Here is a 17,125-nt window from a genome sequence, read left to right on the forward strand (position 1 = left end):
GCTAACGGCCTACTTTTTCAGTCCCGCTTGGCGATCTCGGCGAAGGTGCCGGACAGCAAGCGGCACAGATCGCTGGCCGCCAATTCAATATCCAACCCGCGTTTGCCGCCGGAAACGAAAATAGTGGCAAACTGTTGCGCTGGGCTGTCGATCACCGTGGGCAAGCGTTTCTTTTGCCCGAGTGGGCTGATCCCGCCAACCAGATACCCCGTCACACGTTGAGCGACTGCCGGATCGGCCATTTCGGCTTTCTTGGCCCCTAGCGCTTTCGCCACCTTCTTCAAATCCAACTGGGTCGCGACCGGCGTGACCGCTACGGCCAGATTTTTCGCATCGCCATTGAGGGACACCAACAGCGTTTTGTAGACCTGTTCGGCGTTCAACCCCAGCTTTTTTACCACCTCGTCGCCAAAGTTGGTTTCTTCGCTATCGTGGTGATACGCGTGGAGGGTGAAGGCCACCTTTTGTTTTTCAAGCAGAACCACTGCGGGTGTCATAATCTCTTTTCCAAAACTGTGGGACGTTGTCATCGGTGGCAACGAAACGATAAAAATGGAGACGAATGAGCAACCTGTGCCAAGGAGGATGAAAGGCAGTTGCCAATAGGTTCGTCAGGTTGCTACCCTGTCTATTGTAATCGTTAACACGGTTACAATGCGTATAACTAAAATATGAAAAATTCCTCTTTGACTGGCCAATAGCGATATTGGCCACTTTTTTATCGTGCCTGTAGCATGGCCGGTAAATTGTCTTCGCCATACAGATGCAAAGCACCGACCGCCACCACATAGTTGCCCGGCGGTAACGCTTCCAGCTTTTGCTGCCAGTGGCGATTGCGGCGATGCATCAATACATCGTACAACTCGGCACTGAAGGTGGAGGGCAGCGTTTCCAACGTGGCGTTCGGTTTGGCGTCCAGCCACCAGCTCACCATGGTTTGCAGCAAACGGGCGTTGGTGTGCCAGTGCTCTAACGTATCGTGCAGCAGGGCCATACCGCCTTCTGGCAGTTGTTCCAACATGCTCAGCTGTTCCTCGGCGCCTTCCAGTTCGATCACTGGCATCTGCTGCACTTTAGCGGCTTGCAATAGCTGGTAATCAATCCCGTATTCGGCGCGTAAACCCAGCCGCTGTGCCTGCCGCGCTTGCATCATCAGCGCAACCTGCCAGCCAGGAAGGGCAGAGAAGCTCTCAACATCCGCCCCTAACTCCTGGCATAGCACCTGCAACCTTTGGAATTCTTCATGACCAAGGCGTTGTTCAAGTTCGAGTTGCGGCTCAGCGTGGCCAAATGGCGAAGAGGAGCCGGTGATATCGGCCTCAACGATCAGCGCATCAGCCTGGCGCAGGCGTGCTGCCAACCGGGCAGGCAGGGGCGACATATCGACGGTGCCCATATGAATGCTGCCGACCAAATGCAGTTGGCGATTTCCCGGAAGCCTGATGTCCAGGGCCGGGTAGGTGTAGCTCTGCGGGGAAATAATACCGAGAAAGGTAGCAATGCGGCGTAACAGTTGACCCATACAGCGTGGCTCCTGATCCTTTCCACCAGCGTGCAGGATGGCTGCTGGCTTTTCCCCATGCTAAACGCTAAGTGGCTGACAATAAAGCCCGAGGGCAGGGGAATTATCTCAAAAGGCCGGAGCGCGATGGGTTGCGCCCCGGTGGAGGGTTACTGCTTGGGTTTAAAACGCAGTAATCGGTTGGCGTTGCTGACCACGGTAATGGAGGAGAGAGCCATGGCTGCGCCAGCGACTACTGGGCTGAGCAGGGTCCCTGTCAGCGGGTATAGCACACCGGCGGCAATGGGAATGCCAAGTGCGTTGTAGATAAATGCCCCGAGCAGGTTCTGCTTCATATTACGCAGCGTTGCCTTCGACAAGGCCAGCGCGTCCGCCACGCCGTTCAGGCTGTGACGCATCAGGGTGATCGCCGCGGTTTCAATGGCGATATCACTGCCGCTGCCCATGGCGATCCCGACATCGGCCTGAGCCAGCGCGGGGGCGTCATTGATGCCGTCACCAACCATCGCGACCCGGTGGCCAAGTGCCTGCAACTGTTTGATCGCTTCGGCCTTACCATCGGGCAACACGCCAGCAATCACGCGGTCAATACCGGCCTCTTTGGCAATCGCGTTGGCCGTCACCGGGTTATCGCCCGTTAACATCACCAGTTGATAACCTTGTTGATGCAGGCGCTGTAGTGCGCTCACGCTGTCACTGCGTAACGGATCGCGGATGGCGATCAGCGCGGCAGGCTTGCCATTGGCAGCCAGCAGCACCGGCGTGATACCGCGTTCAGCCTGTTGCTGTATCTGCTGCGTGAGCTCATCGGTCGCGATCTGATTCTCTTGCAACAGCTTGGCGTTACCCAGCAACAGCTGCACACCTTCAACCTCACCGCTGACGCCGGAGCCGCGCAAAGTACGGAACTGCTCTACAGTAGGCAATGTCTGCCCTTTAGCCTGTTCGACGATGGCTCGCGCCAGTGGGTGGTTAGCCCCTTGTTCCAGCGCTGCAGCCCAACGTAAGGCCTGCTGCTCATCCACCTGGTTAAAGGTGATGATTTCCACCACGCGCGGCTGGCCTTCCGTTAGCGTACCGGTTTTATCGAACACCAGCGTATCGAGATTGCTGGCCTGTTGCAGCGCATCGGCGTCACGCACCAGCACGCCAAACTCCGCGGCCCGGCCAACGCCAGAGATAATTGACATCGGCGTTGCCAGCCCCAAAGCGCAAGGGCAGGCGATGATCAGCACCGTGGTGGCGATCACCAGCGTGTAGACCAACTGCGGTTGTGGGCCAAAGAAGTACCAGATAGCGGCGCTGAACAGAGCGATGGCGACCACGGTGGGCACAAATACCGCCGAGATGCGGTCTGCCAGCTTACCGATTTCCGGTTTGCTGCTTTGCGCCTGGCGCACCAGCTTGATAATACGTGCCAGCGTGGTTTGAGTGCCAATGGCGGCCGCGCGAAACAGCACGCTGCCGTCGTCTACCACCGTACCGGCATGCACCGTATCGCCGACGCCTTTTTGCTGCGGCAACGCTTCGCCGGTCAGCATGGCTTCATCGATCCACACCTCACCCTGCACGATTTCGCCGTCAACCGGGATGCGATCGCCAGTCGTCAGGCGCAACGTCATGCCCAATTGCACCTCTGCCAGCGGGATACTTTGCTCACCCAGTTCTGTGACTAGCCTGGCGGTTGGCGGAGTGAGATCCAGTAGCCGTTCCAGCGCCTGGGAAGAACGCTGCCGCGCGCGCTGCTCCATGGCATGACCAAGGTTGATCAGGCCGATGATCATTGCACTGGCTTCGTAATACAGATGCCGTGCCTCCATCGGGAAGAAGTCTGGCCATAGGTTGACGCTGATGGAATACAGCCAGGCAGCACCGGTCCCCAGAGCGACCAGCGTGTCCATGGTGGCGCTGCCGTTCATCAACGATCGCCAGGCATTGCGGTAGAAGTGGCCACCGGCAAACACCATTACTGCCAGGGTAATGATGCCGACTATCAGCCACGGCCTCTGGGTTTCTGGCGTCAGTGACATACTGCCGCCAAACACGCCCCAGGCCATCAACGGTACGCCCACTGCCAAGCCTAATGCGGCCTGCCAGCGAAAGCGTTTCATATTAGCCTGCGCGGTTTGCTGTTGGCGTTCACGACGTTTGGTTTCGTCCTGGATCATCTCGGCGCCATAGCCCGCTTTTTCTACCGCAGCGACCAACGCCTGCGGTGTGGCCTTCCCGGTGATCAGGGCGCTGCGCTCCGCCAGGTTTACCCGCGCCAACTCAACGCCGGGGACGTTCTGTAATGCCGTCTGCACTTTATTGACGCAGCTGGCACAGGTCATACCGTTGAGCAACAGCTGGATGCTGTCGTCGTCGGTCTTGATTGCCGGAAGGGAAGAGGGGGCCGCTGCCTGGGGTTCCGGCAAGGTTGGTGCAGATTCAGTCAGCGGCTCAGTTTTTGGGTGGCTATTGGCTCCCGCCTGGCTGGCGTGATAGCCCGCATCCTCGACCGCAGCGATGAGCTGCTCTGGTGTGGCATCGCCATAGACTTTGGCACCCTCAATGGTAACATCGGCGGCGATCACGCCCGGCACCGCTTCCAGCGCTTTACGGGTGCTGCCCACGCAATGCATGCAGGAGAGGCCGGAAAGTTGTAACTCGGTGTCTGCCTGATGGGCGACTTCTGCCTGGAAGCCCGCGGCAACGACGCTGTCAATCAGCTCGGCAGCCGGGGCTGCGCCGGTGATTTTAGCGTAGTGAACGTTGACGTTGGCCTGTTCGACATCTGCGCGACTTTCCAAGGCTTTTTTCACCTTTTGCGCGCAGTTCATGCAGGAGAGTCCCTGCAACGCCAGCACGGTAGTTTGTGACATGATGGTTTTCCTCGCAAAATAATGGCGGTTGACCGCCTAGGTTCTTTTCATTGAGAATGATCTTAAACCTTCCAGCAAGGGTAAGGTCAAGGGAGATAAAGTGAATATCAGCGACGTTGCCAAAAAAACCGGTTTGACCAGTAAAGCCATCCGTTTTTATGAAGAGAAAGGATTGGTGACCGCCCCGATCCGTACGGACAACGGCTACCGCAGCTACAGCGCCAGGCATATTGAAGAACTGACGTTATTGCGCCAGGCTCGCCAGGTGGGATTCAACCTTGACGAGTGCCGTGAACTGGTCGCGTTGTTCAACGATCCGGCGCGGCACAGTGCCGATGTCAAAGCCCGCACGCTGCAGAAAGTCGCCGATATCGAAAAGCACATCAGCGAACTGGGGGAAATGCGCCAACGGCTGCTGGCGCTGGCGGATCAATGCCCTGGCGATGAAGGCGCAGACTGCCCGATCATTAATAATCTGGCAGGCTGCTGCCACAAAGGCTAGCGCGTAATGGCGCGGATCACCAAGGTGGTGCCTTCGACCGCCACCACTTCAACTTCGGTGCCGATCGGCAGATCCTCGTTGGCTTGCGCGCGCCAGCTGCTGTCGGCGATATTAATGCGGCCATGGCCGTTATGCATCGCCTCGGTCAGCGTGGCACGGGTGCCGATCAGTTGACGGTTACGCTGGTTGAGCACCGGGGAACCGCTGGTTGTCGTTGGCCGCTTGCGCAGCCAGTACCACCATAGATAGGCCACGGCGATGGTCATCACGGCAAACAGGGAACCCTGCCACTCCCAACTCAACTCCGGCAGCAGCCAGATAATTACCCCGACAATCACCGCAGAAACGCCGCTCCACAGCAGATAGCCGCTGGCACCGAGCATTTCCGCGGCCAACAGCAGCCCGCCTAACGAGATCCAGAACCATTGTGGGTTTGCTGCGATCTGTTCCAGCATAATTACTTACCTTTGCTGTCTTTCAGCAATTCGGTAATACCGCCGATAGAGCCCAGCAGGCTGCTGGCATCCAGCGGCATCATGATCACTTTGCTGTTATTGGCCGAGCCAATCTTCTGCAATGCGTCGGTGTATTTCTGGGCTACGAAGTAGTTAATCGCCTGGATATTACCGGTGGCGATGGCGTCAGATACCAACTGGGTTGCCCGTGCTTCTGCTTCGGCGGCACGTTCACGCGCTTCTGCCTGCAAGAACGCCGACTGGCGTTCGCCTTCGGCTTTCAGGATCTGTGATTGCTTATCCCCTTCGGCGCGCAGGATCGCGGCTTGACGTACCCCTTCCGCTTCCAGAATGTCGGCACGTTTGGTTCGTTCGGCCTTCATCTGGGCGTTCATCGCCACAATCAGTTCGGCCGGTGGACGAACGTCACGGATTTCGATACGGGTAATTTTGACGCCCCAAGGGTTGGTGGCCTCATCGACGATATGCAGCAGGCGGCTGTTGATACTATCGCGCTGTGACAGCATTTCGTCGAGCTCCATGGAGCCGAGCACGGTACGGAAGTTGGTCATGGTCAGGTTAACGATCGCCTGCTCGAGGTTACTGACCTCATAGGCGGCACGGGCCGGATCGACCACCTGGATAAAGCAAACGGCATCGATTGACACGTTGGCGTTATCGCGCGAGATAATTTCCTGGGAAGGGATATCCAGTACCTGCTCCATCATATTGATCTTGCGGCCAATACGATCCATAAAAGGTACTACCAGGTTTAAACCCGGCATCAGCGTTTTGGTATAACGGCCGAAGCGCTCTACCGTCCATTGGAAGCCCTGCGGGACAATTTTGATGCTCGAGAAGACGATAATCAACGCGACAACGATCACGATCGGAATAATGGTAAACATGGCACAACCTCCTGTCAGACATATTGCTAGATATTACGCCAGCGACAGGGGGAATGCCTAATGTATCACCAATGTAAGGCCATTTTTTGCAGAAAACGCCAGCATGTCGCCGTGAATGGGCAGTTTTAACCGGGTTTACCAAGCTGGCTTAACGTTGCCATGAAGTGATAATGGAGACTTCTTCAGGATCCGCGTCGAATTTGCTCAGCGTCACGGTGTGGCCGTCGGTCAGCAACACGCTGACCGCCATGCCGATCACGCCGGACTGCAGATCGGTCTGCTCGATATGTTGAAGCGCTTTAAGACAAACGAATTGCTGCATCTCGGGCAAATGTTTGAATCTGTCGGTTTGGGATTTTTTCAAGAGAGCTATCCTTTGGCGCTGCCGACGATTTGGCCATCACGCAGCAACACAATCTTGTGTTTCTGCCGGTACCAGATGGCGGTGTAAACACCTTTCTGATAAACCTGCGCATACTGGTTTTCTTCGGTCAACGCGGCTGCCGTTTGCTCAATGTAGCCCTGCTTGATATCCGGCGAGATCTTGATGTCTATCCCGGCAATGCGTGCCTGCAGTGTCTTGCTCTTCGTCGATTGCGCGTACTGTTTTGCCGCATTTTCCAACGCCTGCTTCTCTGCCGCAGCGTAAATGGCGGTCTGACGGTTTTGTTCGGCTAGATAGCAGGTATCCTTGGAAACGCCCTGTGCTTCACATTCAGCCATGCGCGACGCCGTAGAAGTGCAGCCAGCCAGCAAGATGGCAATCACCACGGTAGACAGTGTTCTAATTATCATTTTTAGTTCTTCGAGTTAGTCAGGATGACACCGGAGTGTTCCTGCGTTTATTTATGCATTTTTTTAGAAGCTATTAGCTACTAAATAAAGCGATGTTTAGCCTGGTTTGTTGATTTACCGAACTGATGCTACAGAATATTCTTAGACAAGCATCACGTTTTAACCATTATGTTGACCAATGTCAATTTTTGTCAGCTACTGAGAACAGATCTCAAAAATCATTTACACGTAGCTATTAGCTCCTTAATTTGAGTTAAGTTAACTCTGTGTCGGAATTTGCGTAGCTGTGGGGGACGGAATTTATGTGCTAAACTGCGGCATGTCTGTAGAGAGTAAGAGGAAATCGCAGGGTGGATAATCAAGCAGAGTTTAAAAGCTATCTGGAACGATTAGGCATTGAGCAGCCTGCACTGTGCATACTCTTGGGGGTGCAGCGCAGCACCCTGAATAAATGGGTGAATGGCACGGTAACCGCAATTCCGGCCATCGCCACGACCGCGGTCAAAATGCTGTGGTTTATCAAAGAGTCCGATCCGGAGCTGTTCCAGCGCTGGATGATGATCCAGGACTTTGGCGTGCCGGCAGAGTACGCGACCAATGACAAGGCGTATGAATTCCTGCACGTCCTGAAGCGTGAGCCGTCACCGCCGATTAAGAAACTCCGGGCCCAGGTGGCGGCCCAGAAGCGATAACATCGCGTGTTAAACTGGTAAATCAATGCTTTGCACAAAGCCGGTGATGCGTTCATCGCGCCGTTGGAACAGTGTGACAATTTCTTCCACGGCTTTACCACAGTCGTTACGCCAGGCCAGGGAGAGCGGTGACGGTTGCCGCTGATTGACCACTTCACGGGTGATCAACTGGCCGCTATCCAGATAGGGTTGGCAAAGATTTTTCGGCAAGAACCCTACGCCTAGCCCCTGCAAATGGCATTCGAGTTTACTGCGCAGATCTGGCACCTTGATCTCTTTTTGGCCGGGCAGCAGCCAGGCAACGCGTTTGGTCAGGTTGCGCGAAGTATCTTCCACGTTGATCGCCGGGTAGCTACGCAGCCGATCTTCATGCAGTGCCTTGTCCTGGCAGGCCGCGAGCGGATGATCTGGCGTGACCACAAAAGCCCAACTGATCCCCCCCAATTTCAATACGCTGACGTCATTAGCCAGTGATTCAGACCCGGTGGTGCCAATGGCCAGCTGAAAATCCCCGTGCAGCAACGAATCCCATACTCCCATATACACCTGACGCGAGATATGAAACTGCGTGAAGGGATAACGCTGTTGCAGGTAGGCCAACAGCCGGGCGACGCTTAGCGGGTTGTACAGCAGGTTGTTGATCACGATATTGACCTGATGCTCCACGCCGTCGTTGATCTGGCGTAGCTCATCGGGCATGGAGTCGAGCCAGTTGTGCCATTGGCGGCAACGTTCCAGCAGGTATTCACCTGCGGGGGTCAGGTTGACGCTGCGGGTGGTGCGGATAAACAGTTGGGTGCCGATGCTTTCTTCCAACGTTTTGATGCGGTAACTGATGGTAGCAGTGGTTTTGTGCAGTAATTCGGCGGCGCGGGAAAAACTCTGGCATTCCGCGACTTTGATAAACGATCGAATTGTTTCGTGATCCAGCATATCGATTCCTTAACCGGTGCGGCCATCATTCTCCTAGTGTTGCAAAAGAATTTACTTACCTTAGTTGCCTTGGGTTAGTCATAAAACGGCTTCCCGTGATCGCGCTCACGTTTTATTCCCCTTCCTCTGCTGAAAGTAACAGCTCTGTTAACGAACTGTATCGTTGCGGTGTGTTTTTTAATATGCTGATTTTTAATGAGATATTTTCAATGTGGCACAGAAAATGTGCAGCAGATCGTATTGTGGAAAATTTTTCCAATATTAACTTTTAAATTTAAGGCGACCTGTCTAGAGTGAACCCATTCAGTAATGTTCCTTTTTGAAACGATCCTGGAGAAACTGATGGACCTGATTGCCGTTGAGTTAACACCTGAAGCTTTTGCACCCTATGGGAATGTATTGCAGATCGAGGGGGCGCCCTTTTTCCATATTAATGGTGGTAAAACAGAACGATATCATGATCTTGCCAATGTAGAAGTGGCCGACGATCATCGGGTGCTGGTCAGCATCAACCGATCTGAGCCTTGCGATCTTCCGTTGGAGTTCTCAGTGTTGGAGAAACATCCTTTGTCTTCACAGGCTTTTATGCCTATGAAGGGGGAACGCTTCGTGGTGATTGTTGCTGAAGCCGGGGAAGGGGACGAAATTCCGTTACATACTTTGCGCGCCTTTATCACCAACGGTAAGCAAGGGGTGAATTACCACCGCAATGTTTGGCACCACCCGCTGTTTGCCTACGGTGCGATCACCGACTTTTTCACGGTGGATCGTGGCGGTGCCGACAACTGTATCGTCAAAACATTGCCAGAGACTTACCGGGTTGTGCTTGGATAGCGCTGTCCCCAAGCGCATAGGCTGTTTATTATAGCGGAGAAACCTTGAGCTAAATAAGGAAAGCCTGAATGAACGAAGTACGCAGAAAGGGAAGACCAACGACAGAAGCAGGGGCGACGAAAGGCGCGCAGGCGTTGGATCGTGGGTTGGAGATCCTGCAATTTCTGGCCAATGCCGGAGGAAGCTCATCCGTTTCCGTGCTGTCCGAGAAGTTGGAGTTACCGCTATCAACGACTTTCAGATTATTGAAAGTATTAGAGAAATCGGAATTCGTTTTTCAGGATCCCCAGCTTGGCTGGTGGCATATCGGCATCCAGTCGTTTACCGTCGGTGCGGCCTATATGAATGACCGGGACGTGGTTTCGGTTGCGGGCCCTTATATGCGGCGGCTGATGTTGCTATCAGGCGAAACCGCCAACCTGGCCATCAGGAATAACTTTGACGCGGTGCTGATCCGTCAATGTGAGTGCCAGGCCATGGTGCGTATGTGTGCGCCACTTGGCAGCCGCTTACCGCTGCACGCATCCGGGGCAGGGAAAGCGCTGCTGTATCCGCTGGCGGAAGAGGAGATGCTGGATTTGTGCGTACGTTCGGGGCTGCACTCGTTTACTCCGAAGACCCTGACCAGCGTAAATTTATTACGCAAGGATTTAGCGCAATCGCAGGCGCAGGGCTATACCGTTGATGCTGAAGAACATGCCCTTGGCCTGAATTGCCTGGCTTCGGCGATCTTTGACCGCAACAACAACGTCATTGCGGCCATCTCCATTTCAGGGCCCAGTTCGCGCGTTAGCAGCGATCGTTTCAAGGATCTGGGGGAATTGGTGCGTGACGTGGCCAACGACATCAGTACCGCGCTAGGTGAGTCGCGCAGCAAGAAATAGTACGTTTAAAGTCAAGCCTGTGGTCGCGATCGCGGCTGCAGGATGAGGTTCCCTCCCCGTTTATCACCTGAACGGGTTTTTTTGAACCCATTTTAAATTTGGAAAATTTTTCCAAAATTTAGGAGAACGTTTAGATGGCAATTATGCGAGCAGTAGATGCGGCAATGTACGTGTTGGCAAAGGAAGGCGTGAACACCGCATTCGGCGTGCCTGGCGCGGCGATCAACCCTTTCTATAACGCGATGCGTCAACACGGCGGCATCAAACACTATCTGGCGCGTCATGTTGAAGGCGCTTCCCACATGGCGGAAGGTTACACCAGGGCAAAACCCGGCAATATCGGGGTGTGTCTCGGGACTTCGGGGCCAGCGGGAACGGACATGATCACCGCGCTTTACTCCGCCTCTGCCGATTCCATTCCCATTTTGTGCATCACCGGCCAGGCTCCCCGGGCGCGTTTGCATAAGGAAGATTTTCAGGCGGTAGATATTGAATCGATCGCCAAGCCGGTGACCAAAATGGCGGTGACGGTCATGGAACCGGCGCTGGTGCCCCGCGTGTTGCAGCAGGCTTTCCACTTGATGCGCTCTGGCCGCCCTGGCCCGGTGCTGATCGATTTGCCTTATGACGTACAAATGGCCGAGATTGAGTTTGATCCGGACACCTACTCCTCGCTGGGGGCTTACAAACCGGCGGCCACTGAAGCGCAGATCGACAAAGCCCTGGACATGCTGTGTGCCGCAAGCAAACCGTTGTTCATCGCCGGTGGCGGGATCTTCAACGCGGATGCGGCCGACCTGTTGCAAGAGCTGGCGGAGACCTGCAACGTACCGGTGATCCCAACGCTGATGGGCTGGGGCTGTATCCCGGACGATCACCCGCTGATGGCAGGGATGGCCGGATTACAAACCTCACACCGTTACGGTAACGCCAACCTGCTGGATTCGGATCTGGTATTTGGCATCGGCAACCGCTGGGCTAACCGCCATACCGGTTCGGTAGATAAATATACCGCCGGGCGTAAGGTGATCCACATTGATATCGAACCGACTCAGCTTGGCCGAGTGATCTGCCCGGATCTGGGTATTGTTTCCGATGCCAAAATCGCCCTGCAAATGTTAGTGGCAAGAGCTCGTGAACGTGCGGATCAAGGGCTGCTGCCGGATCGTTCACTGTGGGTGGAAACCTGCCTCCAGCGCAAACAAACTCTGCTGCGTAAAACCCATTTCGACAACGTGCCCATCAAACCTCAGCGCGTTTACGAAGAGATGAACCGGGCGTTCGGGCGTGATGCCTGCTACGTCACCACCATCGGGCTTTCGCAGATCGCGGCGGCGCAGATGCTGCACGTGTTCAAACCGCGCCATTGGATTAATGCCGGGCAGGCGGGCCCATTAGGTTGGACTCTTCCTTCTGCTTTGGGCGTCTGTGCCGCCGATCCGCAGCGCAAAGTGATTGCGCTCTCGGGTGACTACGACTTCCAGTTCATGATCGAAGAGTTGGCCGTTGGCGCGCAGTTCAAGCTGCCGTATATCCACGTGGTGGTCAACAACGCTTACCTGGGGCTGATCCGCCAGTCTCAGCGCGGTTTCGATATGGATTACTGCGTCCAACTGTCCTATGAAAACATCAACAACCCGGAAGGGGGCGAATACGGTGTCGATCACGTCAAGGTGGTCGAAGGGCTGGGATGTAAAGCGATCCGCGTCGTTAAGCCTGAAGATATCGCTCCGGCCTTCCAGCAGGCGCAAGAGTTGATGCGTCTGCATCAGGTTCCGGTGGTGGTGGAGATTATCCTCGAGCGGGTCACCAATATCTCGATGGGGACAGAGCTGGATAACGTCACTGAATTCGAACCCGTTGCCGAGTCGCCAGAAGATGCGCCGACCTCGGTCAGCTACTTCAACTATCAGTAAGGAGCAGGCTCATGCCGAAGTTTTCAGCCAACTTATCGATGTTGTTTAATGAAGTCGATTTTATGCAGCGGTTTCGCTGTGCCAAAGAGCAGGGATTCACGGCGATTGAATATATGTTTCCCTACGATTATTCCGTGCAGGCGTTGAGGGGCGCACTGGAAGAGAATCAACTCACGCAGGTATTACAAAACCTGCCTGCCGGGGATTGGGCTGCGGGTGAGCGGGGTATCGCTTGCCTGCCTGGGCGCGAGGCCGAGTTTCGTGATGGCGTAGGTCTGGCGGTGGAATATGCCCGTGCGCTGGGCTGTGCGCAGATCAACTGCCTGATCGGTAACCCGGATAAATCCGTCGCCCAACATAAGACCGATGAGATTGTGGTCGCTAACCTGAGCTATGCGGCAAGGGAGTTGGCCAAGGCCAATATCCGTCTGTTGGTTGAACCGATCAATAAATACGATATGCCCGCTTTCTATCTGCAAACCACTCGTCAGGCGTTGGAACTGATGGATTGGGTCGCGAGCCCTAACCTGTTTATTCAATACGATATCTACCACATGCAGCGCATGGAGGGCGAACTGGCCCACACCATGGAAACGCTGTTGCAGAAAATCGCGCATATCCAGGTTGCCGATAATCCGGGGCGCCATGAGCCAGGAACCGGGGAAATCAATTACGACTATCTGTTCCGCGCGCTGGACAAGATGGGCTATCGCGGTTGGATCGGCTGTGAATACAAACCTGCGACCACGACGGCAGCCGGCCTGTCATGGATTAAGCAATATCAACATTGAGGGACATATCATGAAAGTAGGCTTTATTGGTTTAGGGATCATGGGCACGCCAATGGCTGAAAAGCTGATCGCAGGCGGTCATCAGCTGTATGCCAACACCTTGAATAAGGTTCCGCCGGAGCTGGTGGAGAAAGGGGCCATAGCCTGTGCTACTCCCAAGCAGGTGGCCGAGCAGGCTGACGTTATTTTTATTATGGTACCCGATACGCCGCAGGTGGAAGAGGTGTTATTTGCGGCCAAAGGCTGTGCCGAAGCACCGCTCAAAAACAAGATCCTGGTGGATATGAGTTCTATCTCGCCGCTGGAGACAAAGGAGTTTGCCAAACGCATCAACCAACTGGGCGCTGATTATCTGGATGCGCCGGTATCCGGTGGGGAAGTGGGGGCCAAGCAGGGCAGCTTGACCATTATGGTCGGCGGTGACGAAGGCGTATTTGGGCGGGTAAAACCGTTGCTGGCCCTGATGGGGAAAAACATTACGCTGGTCGGTGGCAATGGCGACGGCCAGACCTGCAAGGTCGCCAACCAGATTATTGTAGCCCTGACGATCGAAGCGGTATCCGAAGCGCTGATATTTGCTTCCAAAGCGGGTGCCGATCCGGCACGGGTCCGTGAAGCGCTGATGGGCGGCTTTGCCTCATCGCGCATTCTTGAAGTGCACGGTGAGCGGATGATCAAACGGACATTTGAGCCGGGCTTCCGTATCTCCCTGCATCAAAAGGATCTCAATCTGGCGTTACAGGGTGCGAAGTCGTTGGCGCTCAGTTTGCCTAATACTGCCACTTGCCAAGAGCTGTTCAACCTCTGTGCGGCCAATGGTGCCAAAGATCTTGACCATTCCGCGTTGGTACAGGCGTTGGAAATTATGGCTAACCATAAAGTGGCTGGCTAAAGAGTAAGACATAACAAGTTGCAGGTGCCTTTCGCCTGCAACTTAGATTCTGGTTATCGTATCGTTGTTTAATGGTTATATTCCTGTCTGTCTTGGCCGTATTGGTATTTGACTAATATAAAGATTAGAACATCAGTTTGTTGTAATGATAATAAACAAAAAAACCTACGCTATTTTCTTATTTAATATAAGAAGGACCTGTCATGGAATCTATTAGCAATAAGCAGAGAGAGATTTACCAACGGCGCGGCTATCATGAGGACCTATTACCCAAAGAAGCGGATAAGAAAACCTGGAAGGGAATTAACTATTTTACCTTGTGGATGGGTTCGGTACATAACGTACCCAACTATGTAGCCGTCGGGGGCTTCTTTATTCTGGGGCTTTCCACCTTAAGCATCATGGCCGCCATTATTCTCAGCGCCTTTATTATTGCCTTTGTGATGGTGATGAACGGCGCTGCCGGTTCGAAATACGGTATTCCTTTTGCCATGATCCTACGTGCTTCTTATGGCGTGCGTGGCGCGTTGTTTCCTGGGATCCTCAGAGGTTGCGTGGCCGCCATCATGTGGTTTGGCTTGCAGTGTTACGCAGGCTCGCTGGCTTTTCTGATCCTGATTGGCAAACTGTGGCCGCAGTTTCTGACTTTGGGCGGGGATTTCAACCTGCTGGGGATCGGCCTGCCTGGGCTGATTGCCTTCCTGATTTTCTGGGCGGTTAACGTGGCCATCGGCCTGGGAGGCGGCAGCATTCTCAACAAGTTTACCGCGATCCTCAACCCCTGCATCTACGTGGTGTTTGGCGGCATGGCCATTTGGGCTATTTCCATCGCTGGCCTGGACAACATCATCGCTTATGTTCCGGCCAATGCTATAACGACTCACAATGGCGGCTTTATGTTCCTGGTGGTGATCAATGCGGTGGTGGCGGTATGGGCCGCTCCGGCGGTCAGCGCCTCGGACTTTACCCAGAACGCCAGCAGCTTCCGCCAGCAGGCCTGGGGGCAAACGCTGGGATTGGTGGTTGGCTATCTGCTGTTTGCCGTCGCCAGCGTCTGTATCCTGGCCGGGGCCAGCATTCATTACGGCGTTGATACCTGGAACGTGCTGGATATCGTACAAAAATGGGACAGTATTTTCGCCTCGGTGTTTGCGGTGCTGGTGATCCTGATGACCACCATCTCCACCAATGCGACCGGTAACATCATACCTGCGGGTTACCAGATTGCCGCTATCGCCCCGAAAAAACTCACCTATAAAAATGGCGTGGTGATTGCCAGCATCATCAGCCTGATTATCTGCCCGTGGAAACTGATGGAGAATCAGGAAAGCATCTACCTGTTCCTTGATGTGATCGGTGGAATTTTAGGGCCAGTGATCGGCGTGATGATGGCGCATTATTTCATCGTGATGCGCAGCGAGATCGACCTTGATACCTTATATATCGAACCCGGTAATTATAAATACTACGATAACGGTTTTAACAGCGTGGCGTTTATTGTAACGCTGTTTGCTGTGTTGCTATCGTTGGGCGGTAAGTTCATTGAAATACTCGAGCCTTTATCACGGGTTTCCTGGTTTGTTGGCGTTATCAGCGCATTCTGTTTATATGCGCTACTCAAAAGTAGAACAGTGGTTAATCGGCAAGAATATACCTGAAGTGAATATGATAAAGAAGTAAATAACCCTAAGCGTAATAATATGATACTTTAATTTCACGAAGGAGCATGACCATGTCATACGATTTAATTATCAAGAACGGTAAGGTTGTTTTAGAACATGATGCCATCATTACTGATATTGCGGTTAAAGAGGGCAAGATAGCCGCCATCGGCAATGGTCTTACCGGTGCTAAAACGGAGATTGATGCCAGCGGAATGGTGGTGGCACCGGGCATGATCGATGCCCATGCGCATATGTCCGAGCCGGGCCGTACCCATTGGGAAGGGTATGAAACCGGTACGCGTGCTGCGGCCAAGGGCGGTATCACCACCATGGTCGAAATGCCGCTGAACCAACTGCCAGCCACGGTGGACAGAGCCTCGATAGAAATGAAGTTCTCGGCGGCAGAAGGCAAGCTCACCATCGATGCGGCCCAGTTTGGTGGCCTGGTTTCCTACAACCTGGATCGGCTGCATGAGCTCGATGAGATTGGCGTGGTGGCCTATAAATGCTTTGTAGCGACCTGCGGCGATCGCAGCGTCAGCAATGACTTCCGCGACGTGAACGACTTCGAATACTTCAAAGGTTTGCAGACCTTAGCCAAGCTGGATCAGTTAGTGGCGGTGCACGCCGAAAACGCCCTGATTTGCGATGCGTTGGGGGAAGAGGCCAAGGCGGAAGGGCGCGTAACGGCGCACGATTATGTCGCCTCTCGCCCGGTATTCACCGAGGTTGAAGCGATCCGCCGGGTGCTGTATCTGGCCAAGGTCGCGGGTTGCCGCTTGCATATTTGCCACATAAGCAGCCCAGAAGGGGTGGCGGAAGTGACTCGCGCTCGTCTGGAAGGGCAACAGGTCACCTGTGAGTCCTGCCCGCACTACTTCGTGCTGGATACCGACCAGTTTGAGGAAATAGGCACCCTGGCCAAGTGTTCACCGCCGATCCGCGATGCGCAGAACCAAAAAGGGCTGTGGGATAAGCTGTTTAACGGTGAGATTGACTGCCTGGTGTCCGACCACTCGCCGTGCCCACCGGATATGAAAGCGGGCAATATCATGCAGGCCTGGGGCGGGATCGCCGGGATACAAAACTGCGTCGATATCATGTTCGATGAAGCGGTGCAGAAAAGGGGCATGTCGCTGCCGGTGTTTGCCAAATTGATGGCGACCAACGCCGCCGATATTTTTGGTTTGAAGCACAAGGGGCGCATTGCTGTAGGGAAAGATGCCGACCTGGTGTTCATTCAACCCAACAGCAGCTACGTACTGGCAACGGGCGATCTCGAGTATCGCCATAAGGTCAGCCCTTATGTGGGGCGGAAAATCAACGCAAGGGTGGCCAAAACCATCCTGCGTGGCGAAGTGATTTACGATCTCAAGGCGGGTTTTGGCGTTCGTCCGATCGGTAAATTTGTGCTTAAACATCAGCAATAACGCTAGTTAATCAGCGCCCGTCACCGGGCGGGCGCGTGAATGA

Annotated in this window: 17 protein-coding genes; 9 read left to right on the forward strand and 8 right to left on the reverse strand. The window is 54.3% G+C overall.

Annotation, left to right across the window (positions count from 1 at the left end; translation table 11 throughout):
- Positions 1-17: 17 nt before the first annotated feature.
- The 3 genes from ybaK to copA form a co-directional block, all read right to left on the reverse strand.
- Positions 18-497 carry a Cys-tRNA(Pro)/Cys-tRNA(Cys) deacylase YbaK gene (ybaK, locus tag ACKWMY_RS00315; RefSeq protein ID WP_074032028.1) on the reverse strand — a complete coding sequence of 160 codons (480 nt, stop codon included), beginning with the start codon at positions 495-497 and terminating at the stop codon, positions 18-20.
- Positions 498-718: 221 nt separating this feature from the next.
- Positions 719-1,522, reverse strand: coding sequence for a TraB/GumN family protein (locus tag ACKWMY_RS00320; protein WP_024528416.1), 804 nt, complete (start codon positions 1,520-1,522; stop codon positions 719-721).
- A 149-nt stretch (positions 1,523-1,671) separates the two neighbouring features.
- The gene (gene copA, locus ACKWMY_RS00325) at positions 1,672-4,386 is read right to left on the reverse strand and encodes a copper-exporting P-type ATPase CopA (protein ID WP_409485708.1); all 2,715 of its coding nucleotides are present in this window, start codon (positions 4,384-4,386) and stop codon (positions 1,672-1,674) included.
- A gap of 100 nt (positions 4,387-4,486) precedes the next feature.
- Here copA and cueR point away from each other — a divergent pair, with 100 nt between their 5' ends.
- Entirely contained in the window at positions 4,487-4,888 is a 402-nt protein-coding gene (cueR, locus tag ACKWMY_RS00330) for a Cu(I)-responsive transcriptional regulator (protein ID WP_065686298.1), read from the forward strand.
- Here cueR and ACKWMY_RS00335 read toward each other — a convergent pair.
- From ACKWMY_RS00335 to ACKWMY_RS00350, 4 genes are all read right to left on the reverse strand, one after another.
- Positions 4,885-5,343: an NfeD family protein gene (locus tag ACKWMY_RS00335; RefSeq protein WP_065686299.1), complete on the reverse strand. Its 459-nt coding sequence runs from the start codon at positions 5,341-5,343 to the stop codon at positions 4,885-4,887. The genes cueR and ACKWMY_RS00335 overlap by 4 nt on opposite strands.
- A gap of 2 nt (positions 5,344-5,345) precedes the next feature.
- Positions 5,346-6,251: an SPFH domain-containing protein gene (locus tag ACKWMY_RS00340; protein ID WP_021180096.1), complete on the reverse strand. Its 906-nt coding sequence runs from the start codon at positions 6,249-6,251 to the stop codon at positions 5,346-5,348.
- Positions 6,252-6,399: 148 nt separating this feature from the next.
- Positions 6,400-6,615, reverse strand: coding sequence for a hypothetical protein (locus ACKWMY_RS00345; protein WP_024528421.1), 216 nt, complete (start codon positions 6,613-6,615; stop codon positions 6,400-6,402).
- A gap of 5 nt (positions 6,616-6,620) precedes the next feature.
- Positions 6,621-7,046, reverse strand: coding sequence for a hypothetical protein (locus tag ACKWMY_RS00350; RefSeq protein ID WP_074032030.1), 426 nt, complete (start codon positions 7,044-7,046; stop codon positions 6,621-6,623).
- Between the two features lie 350 nt (positions 7,047-7,396).
- Here ACKWMY_RS00350 and ACKWMY_RS00355 point away from each other — a divergent pair, with 350 nt between their 5' ends.
- Positions 7,397-7,738: a hypothetical protein gene (locus ACKWMY_RS00355; RefSeq protein ID WP_024528423.1), complete on the forward strand. Its 342-nt coding sequence runs from the start codon at positions 7,397-7,399 to the stop codon at positions 7,736-7,738.
- Positions 7,739-7,747: 9 nt separating this feature from the next.
- On the opposite strand, the gene allS is transcribed toward ACKWMY_RS00355, so the two are convergent.
- Positions 7,748-8,671 (reverse strand): HTH-type transcriptional activator AllS, encoded by a 924-nt coding sequence (gene allS, locus ACKWMY_RS00360; protein WP_024528424.1) that lies wholly within the window; start codon positions 8,669-8,671, stop codon positions 7,748-7,750.
- A 342-nt stretch (positions 8,672-9,013) separates the two neighbouring features.
- Here allS and ACKWMY_RS00365 point away from each other — a divergent pair, with 342 nt between their 5' ends.
- The 7 genes from ACKWMY_RS00365 (at position 9,014) to allB (ending at position 17,082) form a co-directional block, all read left to right on the forward strand.
- Positions 9,014-9,505: an ureidoglycolate lyase gene (locus ACKWMY_RS00365; RefSeq protein ID WP_065686476.1), complete on the forward strand. Its 492-nt coding sequence runs from the start codon at positions 9,014-9,016 to the stop codon at positions 9,503-9,505.
- A 68-nt stretch (positions 9,506-9,573) separates the two neighbouring features.
- Positions 9,574-10,389, forward strand: a complete 816-nt coding sequence (gene allR / locus ACKWMY_RS00370; RefSeq protein WP_024528426.1) for an HTH-type transcriptional repressor AllR — start codon at positions 9,574-9,576, stop codon at positions 10,387-10,389.
- Positions 10,390-10,523: 134 nt separating this feature from the next.
- Positions 10,524-12,305, forward strand: a complete 1,782-nt coding sequence (gene gcl, locus ACKWMY_RS00375) for a glyoxylate carboligase (RefSeq protein WP_409485709.1) — start codon at positions 10,524-10,526, stop codon at positions 12,303-12,305.
- An 11-nt stretch (positions 12,306-12,316) separates the two neighbouring features.
- On the forward strand, positions 12,317-13,096 hold the full coding sequence (gene hyi / locus ACKWMY_RS00380) for a hydroxypyruvate isomerase (RefSeq protein ID WP_065686302.1): 780 nt from the start codon (positions 12,317-12,319) through the stop codon (positions 13,094-13,096).
- Positions 13,097-13,106: 10 nt separating this feature from the next.
- Positions 13,107-13,988: a 2-hydroxy-3-oxopropionate reductase gene (gene glxR / locus ACKWMY_RS00385; RefSeq protein ID WP_199063380.1), complete on the forward strand. Its 882-nt coding sequence runs from the start codon at positions 13,107-13,109 to the stop codon at positions 13,986-13,988.
- Positions 13,989-14,191: 203 nt separating this feature from the next.
- Complete coding sequence (locus ACKWMY_RS00390) at positions 14,192-15,646, forward strand: allantoin transporter (protein WP_409485710.1); 1,455 nt, start codon at positions 14,192-14,194, stop codon at positions 15,644-15,646.
- Between the two features lie 74 nt (positions 15,647-15,720).
- Positions 15,721-17,082: an allantoinase AllB gene (gene allB / locus ACKWMY_RS00395; RefSeq protein ID WP_074027779.1), complete on the forward strand. Its 1,362-nt coding sequence runs from the start codon at positions 15,721-15,723 to the stop codon at positions 17,080-17,082.
- Positions 17,083-17,125: the final 43 nt, after the last annotated feature.

This window comes from Serratia sp. J2 (assembly GCF_046269175.1).
GTDB classification, from domain to species: Bacteria; Pseudomonadota; Gammaproteobacteria; order Enterobacterales; family Enterobacteriaceae; genus Chania; species Chania fonticola_C.

What these genes read in the sequence shown, in the direction of transcription:
- hyi (WP_065686302.1), top strand. Translation starts at nt 12,317, where the DNA reads ATGCCGAAGTTTTCAGCCAACTTATCGATGTTGTTTAATGAAGTCGAT.
- ACKWMY_RS00340 (WP_021180096.1), bottom strand. Translation starts at nt 6,251, where the DNA reads ATGTTTACCATTATTCCGATCGTGATCGTTGTCGCGTTGATTATCGTC.
- gcl (WP_409485709.1), top strand. Translation starts at nt 10,524, where the DNA reads ATGGCAATTATGCGAGCAGTAGATGCGGCAATGTACGTGTTGGCAAAG.
- copA (WP_409485708.1), bottom strand. Translation starts at nt 4,386, where the DNA reads ATGTCACAAACTACCGTGCTGGCGTTGCAGGGACTCTCCTGCATGAAC.
- allB (WP_074027779.1), top strand. Translation starts at nt 15,721, where the DNA reads ATGTCATACGATTTAATTATCAAGAACGGTAAGGTTGTTTTAGAACAT.
- glxR (WP_199063380.1), top strand. Translation starts at nt 13,107, where the DNA reads ATGAAAGTAGGCTTTATTGGTTTAGGGATCATGGGCACGCCAATGGCT.
- ACKWMY_RS00350 (WP_074032030.1), bottom strand. Translation starts at nt 7,046, where the DNA reads ATGATAATTAGAACACTGTCTACCGTGGTGATTGCCATCTTGCTGGCT.
- ACKWMY_RS00320 (WP_024528416.1), bottom strand. Translation starts at nt 1,522, where the DNA reads ATGGGTCAACTGTTACGCCGCATTGCTACCTTTCTCGGTATTATTTCC.
- ACKWMY_RS00390 (WP_409485710.1), top strand. Translation starts at nt 14,192, where the DNA reads ATGGAATCTATTAGCAATAAGCAGAGAGAGATTTACCAACGGCGCGGC.
- ybaK (WP_074032028.1), bottom strand. Translation starts at nt 497, where the DNA reads ATGACACCCGCAGTGGTTCTGCTTGAAAAACAAAAGGTGGCCTTCACC.
- allS (WP_024528424.1), bottom strand. Translation starts at nt 8,671, where the DNA reads ATGCTGGATCACGAAACAATTCGATCGTTTATCAAAGTCGCGGAATGC.
- ACKWMY_RS00335 (WP_065686299.1), bottom strand. Translation starts at nt 5,343, where the DNA reads ATGCTGGAACAGATCGCAGCAAACCCACAATGGTTCTGGATCTCGTTA.
- allR (WP_024528426.1), top strand. Translation starts at nt 9,574, where the DNA reads ATGAACGAAGTACGCAGAAAGGGAAGACCAACGACAGAAGCAGGGGCG.
- ACKWMY_RS00365 (WP_065686476.1), top strand. Translation starts at nt 9,014, where the DNA reads ATGGACCTGATTGCCGTTGAGTTAACACCTGAAGCTTTTGCACCCTAT.